This is a genomic window from Botrimarina hoheduenensis (assembly GCF_007859815.1).
In the GTDB taxonomy this organism is placed as follows: Bacteria; Planctomycetota; Planctomycetia; order Pirellulales; family Lacipirellulaceae; genus Botrimarina; species Botrimarina hoheduenensis.
The window spans coordinates 1-12671 of the sequence record NZ_SJPH01000014.1; the positions used below are offsets into that span (position 1 = coordinate 1).

The 12671-nt window shown below is 58.5% G+C and carries 9 protein-coding genes; 3 read left to right on the top strand and 6 right to left on the bottom strand.

Annotated features, from left to right (window positions below):
* Positions 1–187 precede the first annotated feature (187 nt).
* The 3 genes from Pla111_RS16810 to Pla111_RS16820 all read left to right on the top strand — a co-directional run bounded on the left by Pla111_RS16810 (position 188) and on the right by Pla111_RS16820 (position 3375).
* Positions 188–712 carry a hypothetical protein gene (locus Pla111_RS16810; RefSeq protein ID WP_146575623.1) on the top strand — a complete coding sequence of 175 codons (525 nt, stop codon included), beginning with the start codon at positions 188–190 and terminating at the stop codon, positions 710–712.
* Positions 713–856: 144 nt separating this feature from the next.
* Positions 857–1099: a DUF1580 domain-containing protein gene (locus Pla111_RS17745; protein ID WP_146575624.1), complete on the top strand. Its 243-nt coding sequence runs from the start codon at positions 857–859 to the stop codon at positions 1097–1099.
* Positions 1099–3375 (top strand): toprim domain-containing protein, encoded by a 2277-nt coding sequence (locus tag Pla111_RS16820; protein ID WP_146575625.1) that lies wholly within the window; start codon positions 1099–1101, stop codon positions 3373–3375. The genes Pla111_RS17745 and Pla111_RS16820 overlap by 1 nt, the downstream gene beginning before the upstream one ends.
* A 681-nt stretch (positions 3376–4056) precedes the next feature.
* Here the strand turns inward: Pla111_RS16820 and Pla111_RS16825 are convergent.
* From Pla111_RS16825 to Pla111_RS16850, 6 genes are all read right to left on the bottom strand, one after another.
* Positions 4057–4932, bottom strand: coding sequence for an IS5 family transposase (locus tag Pla111_RS16825; RefSeq protein WP_146575626.1), 876 nt, complete (start codon positions 4930–4932; stop codon positions 4057–4059).
* Positions 4933–5068: 136 nt separating this feature from the next.
* Complete coding sequence (locus Pla111_RS16830) at positions 5069–6781, bottom strand: FAD-dependent oxidoreductase (protein WP_146575627.1); 1713 nt, start codon at positions 6779–6781, stop codon at positions 5069–5071.
* A gap of 485 nt (positions 6782–7266) precedes the next feature.
* Positions 7267–8247 (bottom strand): DUF1559 domain-containing protein, encoded by a 981-nt coding sequence (locus Pla111_RS16835; RefSeq protein WP_146575628.1) that lies wholly within the window; start codon positions 8245–8247, stop codon positions 7267–7269.
* Entirely contained in the window at positions 8244–10229 is a 1986-nt protein-coding gene (locus Pla111_RS16840; RefSeq protein ID WP_197525117.1) for an FAD-dependent oxidoreductase, read from the bottom strand. The genes Pla111_RS16835 and Pla111_RS16840 overlap by 4 nt, the downstream gene beginning before the upstream one ends.
* 89 nt (positions 10230–10318) lie before the next feature.
* Positions 10319–12112 carry a LamG-like jellyroll fold domain-containing protein gene (locus Pla111_RS16845; RefSeq protein WP_146575630.1) on the bottom strand — a complete coding sequence of 598 codons (1794 nt, stop codon included), beginning with the start codon at positions 12110–12112 and terminating at the stop codon, positions 10319–10321.
* Entirely contained in the window at positions 12102–12650 is a 549-nt protein-coding gene (locus Pla111_RS16850) for a sigma-70 family RNA polymerase sigma factor (protein ID WP_146575631.1), read from the bottom strand. The genes Pla111_RS16845 and Pla111_RS16850 overlap by 11 nt, the downstream gene beginning before the upstream one ends.
* Positions 12651–12671: the final 21 nt, after the last annotated feature.

The window sequence follows — 12671 nt, forward strand, 5'->3', positions numbered from 1 at the left end:
GCTCCGGGCCCTGCTCAGCCTACGGCTTCGCAGGCCCCTCCGCTCCAGCTGCCCAACGGACTACCATCTAATCATCCCGATTCTCTCATAGCGACTGGCACATAGATCGGGGGAAGACCAGGGACAACAGGCATCTCTTGCAGTTGATACCGTCGCGCCGCCGTCTAGCGTCTCCGCAAGCCTAGAAATGATTAAGGCAAACCTAACTTCTGGCAAGTTCACCTATTTGAGTGAAAGCTATTACGGATTGGAAGAATGCCTTGCCCAGCAAAGCAGCGGACCTACCAAAGATTGCGTCGCAGATGAGGTTATGCTTCGAGAGCAGTATGAACTAATGTCGCATGTCAACGAAGTTAGAAAGTTAATAGCTAGCCGAACGGATGTTCCAGAGCTCGAACAGTGCTTGAGAAAACTCGCAGACTTTTCTTTCACAGCCGGGCGATTCTTTGAACGCCTCAAGGCCCGGCAAGTAGATGCCGACCTGCAAAAGGGCAGGGCGACAAAGCGGCGTCTTGCTGAGAATCGCGAACAAGGCGCGCAGACTCGCTTGCGTAAAGCAGAAGAGAAGCGGAGCAAGGCGGAAGCTGCCTTGAAACGGGCAAAGAAAGACTACCCGAATCGCGGCCTAACTCATCAAAAAGAGCAAGCGGCGAAAGCTCTAGGCATCTCTATGAAGACGCTTAATCGGTATCTCAGGCCAGACGAGAGCTAACTATTTTTGGACATTACCATGGTCGTGTCTCCACTTTTGGACACGACCATGGTCGTGTCCACGCGATAGTCTCTACAAGTGGCGTGACTTTGTTAACCTCGCGTGCATCAGGATTATTTCCCTATGCATTAGAGAGGTTTTTTAATGCAAGTCGCGATTGAAAACGTAGCAGAATTGTTGAGTGTCGCCACAGCTGTTGAGCGTGAAACAGGCGTCAGGCCCCACCCGACGACGTGCAGCCGGTGGATTCACAAAGGCGTCGGCGGGATTCGCCTCAAGGCGATGCACCTGGGCGGTCGCCCTATGACAACCCGCGCGGCCGTGCGTGAGTTCATCATCGCGCGTACCGAGGCGGCTGGGCTGTGCTCTGCGGAGGGCTGCGTCTGATGACCGTTTCTGCAGGAAGCACAGTAGCCAACGGATCGGCTAGTGTAGCGGTCAGCCGAGTTCTCAACCGGCTCGAAGGCGTTAAGCAAACCGCCCCGGCGCAGTGGTCGGCACGCTGCCCGGCGCACGACGACCGTTCGGCAAGTCTCAGCATTGGACAAGGCGACGACGGACGCGCGCTGCTGTGCTGTCACGCGGGCTGCTCTTTCGGATTAATTCTCGCAGCCACGGGGCTAACTGGAAGCGAAGTAGCGCCACCGAAAACTGAGCGGAAGTCAACTAGCTCGAAGGGTCGGATCGTCGCCGAGTACGCCTACCGCGACGCCAATGGCAAGTTGATCTTTCAAGCCCTCAGAAAACAACTTGAAGACGGCAGAAAGACTTTCTTACAGCGTCAGCCCGACGGGGGTGGCGGTTGGACGTGGAACGCGAAGGGCTGCGCGGTTGTCCCCTATCGGCTGCCTGAGTTGCTCGCCGATCCCGAGCCGACAGCGTTTGTTGTGGAAGGGGAAAAGGATGTTGAATCGCTGGTGAAGCTTGGGCTTGTTGCCACGTGCAACGCCGGTGGCGCCGGGAAATGGAAGCCCGAGCACGCCAAGTACCTTCGCGGGCGCCGTGTCGTTGTTCTGCCCGACAACGACGAAGCCGGGCGCAATCACCGCGATTGCGTGGTGCATTCCCTACGTGGCGTCGCTGAGTCGGTTCGCGTTGTCGAGTTGCCGGGCCTACCCGAAAAGGGCGACGTGTCCGACTGGCTCGCTGGCGGTGGCACGCGTGAGGCGCTGTTAGAACTGGTTGAGGCTGCCGAGCCGATCAACCTGGAAGCGTTGTCCGAGCCTAAACAAAGCAAAGCTGGCGAGTCGGATGCAATCGCCAACGCTGTCGAGGTTGTGACTACGGACGCCGAAGGCGTTGAATCGAAGATCACCGCTTATCTGACGATGCCCGAGATTCGCTCGGAGCTTAAAGCAGCTACGGATGATTGGCCCCGCCGCGTGGGCTCTAGCCTATTCGTTCACGATCCGACGCATGGCGTCGCCTGGCTCGATAACTCACACGCTACGTTCGGGTGGCTCGCCTCACAGCGTCGCGTGCGATGGTTCACCGGGCGTGAAGCGGTGACGCAAGCGCAGTTGCACGCCGAGCTAGAGCGCACAGCGCCGAGCTACGATGCCGTCGAGAACGTGCCACACTTCCCGCCGATGCCCCGCCACTACTACACCGTGGCCTCACCCAACGCGGGCGACGGTTCGGCGTTGCGTAAGCTAGTTGACCGATTCACGCCTAGCACCGATATCGACCGTGATTTAATCGCAGCGCTCTTCGCCACTACGTTTTGGGGCGGGCGTCCTGGCACGCGCCCCGCGTTCGTTCTGACAAGTGACGCCGGGCGTGGGGCTGGCAAGACAACGCTTGCGGAAATGGTCGGACTGTTAGCCGGTGGCTTGCTGGCGTTCGAGCCGGGCGAAGATATCGAGCGGATCAAGCAGCGGCTCTTGTCCCCCGTGGCGACCGGCAAACGGGTTGCCTTAATCGACAACGTGAAGCGCGCCCGGTTTTCGTGGGGCGAGCTAGAAGCCCTGATCACCACGCCGGTTCTCTCTGGCAAGCAACTATACGTTGGCGAGGCTCAGCGACCTAACACCCTCACCTGGATCGTTACGATCAACGGCGTTTCGCTGTCTGCCGACATGGCGCAGAGAGCAGTAATCATCAAGCTTGACCGGGCGGAGTACTCCAGCACCTGGAAGGAAGAGACCGCCAGTTACATCGAGCACAACCGCACCGCGCTAATGGCGGACGTTCGCGGGTTACTCGAATCGGAGCCGTGGGCGCTGAACCAAGCGAGCCGCTGGGGCGCGTGGGAGGAAGCGGTTCTCTGTCGGCTGCCGGAGCCGGGCGAAGCTCAGCGCGTGATTCTGGAACGGCAAGCAGCGTGCGACGCCGATGGCGACGAAGGCGAGTTGATCGACGAGTACGTCGCCGAGCAGTTGCGGGCGCTTGGTTACCTATCAACGGCAATCGTGCGCATCCCGAATCGCATTCTCGCCAAGTGGTTTATCGAGGCGACGGGCGAGCACATGAAGACCCAAGCCGTTACGCGGCGGATCAACCAGATGGCGACCGAGGGGCAGATTCGCACCCTCAAGCCGGACCCGAGCCGAGCCAATGGGCGTTGCTTCATCTACACGCCAAAAGGCGCAGACCCTCTCACGCAAAACACCATGAACGACTTGGAAAATCGCCTAGAACACCCAACCCGCCAGCATTCTTGACGCTTGGGACGCTTGGGACGCTTTCGCCTATCTAACCACTAACGCGGAATCTGAAACAACCTAATTGTTTTATCTGGAGGTTAGATAGCGGAGACCGTCCCAAGCGTCCCAAGCGACAGCATCACGCCCACCCCCGGGGGGGGGTGGCCGAAACTGCCGAAGCGCTCAATTCATCGAGACCCGACCCTTAACGCAAGAATTGGCGAAAATCGCCCCATCGGAACAGCGAGAGAGACCGCCTAGCGCCGCCCGATATGAAAACGACGTTGGATGCCGCGAACCGCTGAGGTAGGCCGGGGGGGCCAGGAGGACCCGACCGGGCCCGGGTGCTTGGAAAGCGTCACCTGCTATGGGAAGAGCCCGCAATCGAGCTAAATTGGTCAATCCGCCGCGGACCACGCCTACTTGCGCGCCATACCGTTCGGGCGAGTCACCGATAAGTTGGTCTCGGAGGGAACGCCGGGCAATCCGAAAGCTGCCGAGGTTGAGCTGACCGACGCGGATTCGGCGAGTAGCTAACCTGCCGAGGCTGGTCCAACCGACCGCAGTTGGCTGAAGCCGGAAGTTACCGAGGTGATGTCCACGGCCTCATGACCTCGAGCTCGTCGGACCCGACAGAATCGCTCGGCCTTGCTTCCTAACCCCAGAAGCTGAGGGGCATGCCGAGTACGACGAAGGCGCTTAGGAGCTTGCAGCGGAGGGCGAGTTCGGTGGCTTGATTGGGCGGCTCGCGGTTTTTGAGTCGGTCGCCGAAGGGCTGCGGCGGTGGTAACCGATTGACTCCTTCCAACTCTTCTTGCCGTCGCGGCGGATCTGCCGAACGCACTCATCTCGCTCGATCGGATCGGCGTTCGAGTTGCCGTGCTGCTTGATCACCGCGCCCTTGCGGGGCGGGATGATCTGGTGGATACGCTCTTCTTCGAGATGCTCGCGGACCTTCCACTGGTCGTACGCCCCGTCGCCGTAGAACGTCTCGACCTCCTGCTCGACCTGTTCCAGCAGCGGCTTCACGGCGTTGCCGTCATGCACGCTCGAATCGGTCAGCAACTGAGCGACGATCGCGTGGTTCTCCGGATCGACCGCCAAGTGGACCTTGCGGTAGGTGCGTCGCTTGTCCACCCCGTGCTTCTTGCGACGCCACTCGCCGTCGCCGAAGACCTTCAGACCCGTGCTATCGACCACCACCTCGATCGGGCCCTTCGCCGGGTCGATCGCGATCGAGACCTTCAGCTTCGCGGCCCGCTTCACGAGGCTCGTGTGGTGCGGGATCGCAACGCCCGCGTCGAGGAGCTTCGCCAACGCCCGGCCGAAGCCTTCGGTCTGGCGGTACGGCAGGCGGAACAACTCGCGGATCGTTAGCAGCGTCTCGATCGCCACGTCGCTGTAGAGGAACGGGCGGCCGTTCTTCTTGGCGTCGTTCGCGTGCTCCCAGGCGTCGACGACCTCCTCGGAGAAGTAGAACGTGAAGTCGCCTCGGGTCACGAGGGCCTCGTTGTAACGCTTCCAGTTCTTGACCTCGTAACGCTTCTTACGCGGCTCGCTCTTCGAGGCTGCCATCGATTCGCTCCGTCAGATGAGGGTGCGGACACCGTCCGATGGCGATCTACGCAGCGTTCCTAGAGGTTGTTCAGCAAGGCCGAATCGCTCAATAAGTTCCGGTCGGATTGGGCTGAAGTACTGAACTCAGACGGTCCTACTTTGCAAGCTCTGCGGAGGAGGGAGGCATTCTGGCCGTCGATGGGGAATGTGTCACAGTCTTTGAGGCACTCAATATCTGACCATCAGCGATTAGCCTGGCTCGAAGCTGGTCGTAATCGACTTCCTGCACACTGCGACCGCTGTCGATAGAGAGTACAGCGGCTGTAGCCGCGGATTGCCCTAGGACCATGAAGACTGGTTCCATTCGGATCGACCCGTAAGCAATGTGACTGGCTGAAAGGCAGACCGGTACCAAGAGGTTTTCGCACTCGTCCTCACGAGGTATCAGAGCGCCGTAGGCAATCTCGTACGGCGGTACCCGGACGCCGATGTCTCCTTCGTTCTGCACGTATCCGCTCTCGTCGACATAACGCTGGGCATTGTGCGAATCGAGTGTGTAAGATCCCATACCGACGGGTGCCTTCACAGGTCGCTTGCCGGTAACGTTGTGTTCTGTCATGACCTCGCTACCGACCATGCGCCGTGCTTCTCGTATGTAGAGTTGCGGGCTCCATCCACCTTGTTCCTGGAACTCGTCCTTGGCGAGACCCCACTCGGCAGCTCGCGAGCGCACCTCTTCCGGGACACGCTCGTCGTGAGACAGAAAGTAAAGCAGGCCCTGCTGGTACGCACGGTGTTCCGACAGAATCTCGGCACGCCGTTCGTACGACGCCTCGGGGTAGTCGTAGTTGAATCCGATGTTGTCCATGCTGAAGGGGCCGTGATTGTTTACGTCCGTCTTGCGATTCGGAATCGGATCGTATTTGGCAAAAAATTCCCGCCACCCTGTGTCGAACACCCGCAACAGCAACTCGTACTGACGCGCGTCGTAGCGATTGGGCCTCTCAATCGGCAACCGATTATCAGGATGGTCCGTCAAGCAGAGGCGATAGCAGTACGCCTGGATGCGACGGTCCCCTTCGCCATTGACACCTGGTGGATCGCTACTAATCCGGGGAAGCAATCCGCTCGACGGATCTCCAGGCGTAACATAGGGATCGATCGGCTGACCAAGCTCTGCAAAATTGTGTGGGTGGTGCAGGGCGTCGCGCTGTACGCCATTGTGCAATTCCCCATACGCGTCATTCCCCTCTCGGCCCACGTGATAGCTTACGTCAGCTGCAGCAACTAGGTCCCCCTCGTAAGAAGCGTCGATGAACATTCCGCCCGTGTAACGCGTGCCACTCAAGGTCGTCATGCTGGCGATACGACCATCGCTCCGAGAAACACCACGGTTGCGGTCTAGCCACTCGTCGCGGTACACTTCAACGCCATTTTCTCTAACGAGGGCTTCGAAGACGTTCGCGGCAACATGCGGCTCAAAGACCCACATGGTTTCGGTTTTGTCGTCGACGGCCACAACACCCTGGCCGCGGTTTTGAAACTCATCGCGCTGCTGCCATCGCCACGCCGGGTCGGATTGGTAGTGTTGCCAGACTCGATGATAGAACTCCCTAGAGATCCCACCGATTACGGCCACGCTGCCCGCGTCGGTGAACCCAAGTCCTGCGCTCGACATGCCCCCAAGCCGACGTTCTGGGCAAACCAACGCTACCGACTTCCCCATGCGCTTGGCTTGCACCGCGGCAGCGACCCCGGCGCTAGTCCCCCCGTAGATGACAATGTCGCAGGCAATTTCTCTCGCTGACGCGACGCCGATCGCATTCGAGAGAGCAAGCAGAAGAAAAGTCTTTGCGTGAATCGCCATGGTGCGTGCATCTGATCGTGGAATCTGGCTGTGGCCTTGGCTACTGGCGGCTTCGTAGGTCGAGTCTCAAGTCACGAACACCGTCGGGATTCACGTCAACCGTAAGCCCGCTCGATGTCGCGCGAGTATAGTGCAGGGGGACCAAGGACTGCCCTAGAAGAAAGCCGTCCATCCCGTCGGATGACGCAGGTTGCTTCTGCGGATCATGGGCTTGGTAGCAAAGAACGCTCACACGGTAGTGACCAATCTGTGCACCGTCCCCAATGTGGTGCGTTGAAAGCGAAAAGGTGCCATCCGGCTCGATGGGCCCCTGAGCAACCTGACCTTTCACGGGGTGAAGCATGACAATGCCAAACGAGAGTGGCTTGTCATCAAGTGTTACGCTTCCATCGACAGGCACCATCATCGGGCCGCGACTGCACCCAACACTCGCCATCGCAAAAGCAATCACCGCGAGAGTAGTACCGTATGTAGAACATATCCTGCTAGCCATCGGTTTCCGCCCCGTTAACCGTGGCGCGAGCATGGTAGACCGCTGTGTCAATATCGTCGGGAACGACAAGAACGCTTCCATCGACATTTGCGAAATGTGTGACCCCCGGGTGATAGCTGCTCATTGGCATGCGGTTCCAGCCATGCTGTGAGCGTAGCAGGCCGGTGCTATTGGGCGCGTACTCAAGCTCCTTGAAGGCGTAAACAAGGGGGATCGCTCCCGCTCCTGACTGAAATCCACTCAGGTACCAAGGGCGAACATTGCCCGGAGGCGAAGCACAGCTTGAGCCGAGTTTGCAATCACGGTGCACGAATTCACCGATGAGAAACGTCTTGCTCAGCCCATCCGTAATCTCTCGTTCGCCGCGCTGATGCCCGACGATCTTCGTTCCGTTTTCCCTTAGAGAGAAGACACCGTTGTTTGGGTACACGCCGCCGACCAGCAGCTCGGGGTCGCTACTCGTAATGGCTCCACCATTTCCGGCATACGTAACAAGGGCACCGATTTGAGACGGCGTTCCGTCCGCATTCACTGGTACATCGGGCCAGCTTGGGCAAATGTACGCCGCTACAATCGCGTCCCGCGCAGGGTCTAGGAAGGCGTCCCCCGGGTCGTTCTGGTCGTATTCGATTAGATCATGGATCGCCCCTTCTTCCATGAACGGCAAGAGCTCCGCGAACAGACCTCGCTTCTGAAAACTACCTTTCACACGCAGGTAGCCCGGCGGCAACAGTCCGCTATACGTAGCCATGTGATTCTGCGCAGCCAGTCCCTGCTGTTTCAGATTGTTGATGCACTGCGTACGACGTGCCGACTCGCGGGCCGCCTGGACTGCAGGAAGGAGCAGCGCAACCAACAGCCCGATGATGGCGATGACGACAAGTAGCTCAACGAGTGTGAATCCACAAGATAACGTGCGATTGCGACGCGTCGATTCTAAATCAGCTAAGCTCGCAGGCTGTGTACCGTTCATTGGGCACTGCCCTCGTAGATTCTGTTGCCGTTGAATGGCGGGGAAGAAAAACGAACTGCTTCTACGCTGGCCGACTCAGCAACGATTGCGTGGGCAACGGCTCGTACGAGCTCTCCGCGAGTTCGCGACGCCAGAATGGCCTCTTTCCAATGGATATCCAGCGCAGTCTCGGAGGGTTCCCGAAGAACCGCCAGCCTAGACAATGTTCCTTTGAAAGACTCTTCTGAGATTTTCGCTCTCTCGCGAAACAGTTCGTCTTCTACCTCATAGACCTGGTACAAGCTTGCGAGCTGCACTGCTTTCCATAGCTCGGTCCCGTGAGGCACGTCGTTGTGACGGCGCAGGGACAAGGTACTGCCGGCATCTAGTAGTGCGCTTTGAACTGCTGCTGCCGGGACATCACGAGGCGGAACTCTCCTTTGAACTGCGATTCCCGCGATGGCACCTGCGGCCTGTCCGGTCAACATGGTTACCGGCTGTAGCCGCGTCGCGCCGCTGGCCAACCTGGATTGAGAGAGATTCTTCTCCGCAGGAAGGAATCCATCGACCAACTCGGGAAGGAAGGACTCGAACGGGATCTGAAATGGCCCGTAGCCCCACTGAATCCATTTCTTAGGCAGGTCTTCTGGTTCGTCAAGATCTAACTCTACCTGGCGGCCGCGGTCGTGGTGCTCTCCGTGGACATCGACTGGGTAATCGCCAATTGCAACAGCGGTTGAAAAGTGCTTAGGGAGAGAGGGCTTCTTTCGACGCAGCTGCGTCGCCGTCAAGGTCTCGACACCAACAATACGACGACTCTCCCGCACGTAAGGGATCACCGGAAAGTGATACAGTACGTCTCGAAACGGAGCGAGGTTTGGACGTCTCTCGATCAGAGTATCGACTCGGTTGCGGTTGTAGGGACTGTCGTATCCAACATCGTTGGCAACCGACCAATCCTCGACTCCCATTACGTGACGTGCGTAGTAAAGCACCGCGAGGGTACGTTGCAGGGCGAGAGCCTCTGCTCCCGCGCGACTCTCAGCATCTTCGATATCGCCTACATCGAAGGCTTGATCGTTTGGCGCAAAGTTGACGTGGGTTCGTGTCAGGGCGAGTCCCGCGCCGTTGCGGACGCTGAAGCGGGACGTTGAGTCTGGCATGCCTCGATACTTGAGCATCCTCTCCCAGTTCCACGGCTTGCGCCATGCCCCGTCCCCTTCGACGGATAGAAACGGGCTGATGACGGAGGGGTCGTACCCCGGGGGAGGGGAGTTGACTTGCAGATCCGTCGGCACACCGTCGGGGTACTGCTTGATTACCGCCGTCCAGGTATTCGGCTGAACTGGGTAGTCAAGAGCGTTTCCGACGTGATCTCGCGTTGAAAGGAGGATTCCAACGCGATACGCAGCACCAGCGAGCGGAATCATATCGCCGTATTCGGTAGCATCAATAACGACCTTTGACGAAACGCGGTGCGTCTTTGAAACTCCGTCGGCTTGTCGTTCAATCTCAACTCCGGTAACCGTCTGCCCAACGCGGGACAATTTAGTCACGCTCGCCCGCAGAAGAACGTCGAGCGTTGCGTGTGTGCCGGTAGCGATTGGAGTAAGGCGGGTGTCATCAATCATCTGGGTAAAGATGCGTCGAGCGACATTCGGCTCAACGGCGAAGTGGTCTTCGCTAACTGCACAAGTGTCGTTCGATTTGCCGATCGCCTTATAGAATGCCGTTGATCGCCGCCAGAACTCTCCGTAGATTCCTCGCTCGCGGAGATGATGGCGGGGGGGATACCCCTCATCCATGCTGGTGACGCCCGCTGCGGCCAATTGCCCACCTATCCAATCCGTTGGTTCGACGAGTAGCACAGAGGCTCCCAATCGGGCCGCTTGCAGCGCGGCAGAAATCCCACCGGTACCAGCGCCGACAACCACCACGTCGTACTGACCCGCCACCGTGTCGGATTGGATTGCCAAACACGGATCGGAGGAGTCTTCACTCACTGTTGCGTATGCGGTGCCACGATCTGCACTGAGCAGCCATGCGCAAACGGCTAGGCACCGAACGACCGCGAAGTGGCAGTCTCGTTCTCTCATCGTCCGACTCCAGTACTAGGGCTACGCTGTGGCTGCATTGTGTGGATTCCTGAGACACGTTTCGCTATCTCTTCCTCGGACAGGGCGTGATCGTAAAATGCCAACTCGTCGAGTTCACCCACGAAGGGGCGGACCGATCCAAACGAAAAGAGTTGACCTACCACGATCGAGAGACCATGAGGAAGTGTCGTCGCGTCGCTTTCGACGCAGGCAAGCTCTCCATCGAGATAAAGTCGGAGGGAATTATCCGCTTTTACCGCAGTTATGTGTTGCCAAGCATTGAGTCGGTAAGGCGTATTCGAGAAACAGGCCACTCCGGATAGCAATTCGTTGGGTGGGCTGCGATGAAGAAACCGAACGGACTTTGGACTCGTCTCGATTCCATCGGGCGAGGGAGAGGCCGGAGAGGCCGAGTGGGCTTCGATAATCAGGCCATGGCGTTCAACCGCTCCGCGTTCGTCGGTCGCGTGCTCGACCAGGGACACCACCGCTCCACGATGATAGTGGTGGGGCTTGAACCAGAACTCTACTGCGTAGTCTCCATCAGCAACCTTGTTGAGTGATGCTGCCGAGACAAAGCACGACCGGTTCTTTCGGACCGCAAAAGAGACATAGTTGTTGGAGGCCCCACGCACTACACGAACTCCTTCGCCGATCAGTTGAAGTGGATTGCTCCCGGCCGAGTCATCACGAACGGAACCCGATTCGATCGAGTCGAAACGCCAGTAGGCTATCGGCTGTGAGTTCATGATCAAATCCGCGTATCCGACCGGCAAATCAAGATGTCCATCATCCATCTGACCTTCAAAATCGAATGCCTCTGGTTTCAAAGCGATCGCCAGCATCGAGACCTCAGAGTGAGCGTCACGTCGCAATCGGAAAGCGTGACCCGCAGGCAACGTGACTTCGGAGAGGTTGCCCGAAATAGGCACCACCTGTGTATCGCGCTCGAAGGCATGAACGACTGCTTCTTCTCCAAACGCATCCACGCCGACCGTTGCGCCGGCTGGTACACGGAGAACAGCAAGCGGTATCGCAAGTTGCCAAGGTTCGTTGGGCCCGTACGGAACATGCCGTGTTACGAGGCTCCCGTACCTTAAATTTGGCTTGCCCGATGCGTCGATCTCTAGCACTGCCGGACCCTTCAGCAGAACGGACACGCCGCTAGCAAACTCAAACTCCGCCACCCCATCCAATAGCGTTACCGAGGCGCCCGAGTGGAGAGGCGCTCCGATCCCCATCGGAGTACCCCCATGCGACTCGAGGATGTAGCTAGTATTTCTGACCAAGGTTGCAATAGGCGGCAACGGCTCGGTCTGCGCCCCACCAGGGCCGTCATGCAGATCTTGCGAAACCAAGACGATACGCTCGATACGAGCCTGGCCCCACAGGAAGTATGACGCCGCGGCTCCCACTAGGAACGCGGCAGCGGTGGTGCTGATCACTGCCCAGGGCCGCTTGATGGCTTGAAGATGCTGGGAAGAACTCCCGGGCGGAGAGGTGCTCGCGTAGTCTTTGGCCAAACGGAACTTTTCGGCAGTTATCGTCGGTTGAGACGGCTCGATTCCTGCAAGTAGGTCGAGCTTCTGAGTGTCAAGCGGATAGCTACAGGACTCCCATTCTAAGTTGGCGAGGTGTACCAACCCGGACACCACCTGATCGCAAACCGAAGTGTCCGCACACAGTCGCTCTTCAAGGGCAACGTATTGGTCTGGAGTTGCGTCTCCCGACGACATCTGGATCAGTGTCGCGAGCAGCTCCTCGTCAGGGGGTTGGATTTCAATCTCCATGACTACTAGCTCCTGCAAGGGTGTGCTGTATGCACGACATCAGCCAGTGGTGCGTACGGGCCAACGATCGGTAGACGGACGCTGTCGACTGCCCTAATTCCAAAGCGATCGCCGCAGGGCTACGCTCTCGATCGTAGCGTTGTTCGATCAGCCGCCGAGAGGCTGGCGATAACTTCTCTAGGCATCGACCCAAGGCTTCAAGTCGCTCGGACGAGTCGTCAAGACGAGCACGGAAAGAGGCGTCGAGGACATCCAGAGCTTGTTCAGACAGGAGAGTCCCGCGTCCCGTTTGCTCCCTTAGCTTGCAGACTTCGTAGAACGCGATTTGACGACCCCAGGCGAGAAAACTCGTGCCGGCTTGGAAGCTGTCCATCTTCCGCCACATAACCAGACTCGTGCTCTGATAGACATCGTCGGCGTCGTGTCGATTGGGGGCGAGAGCGCGGATGTAGTTATAGAGTTGCCGCGAGTTCCTGGCGAACTCCGAAATGAACTGATCGTGCTGGTCAATCTGCCCTTCGGATTCTTGCTTAGACATAAATCCCCTGCCATCCTTGGA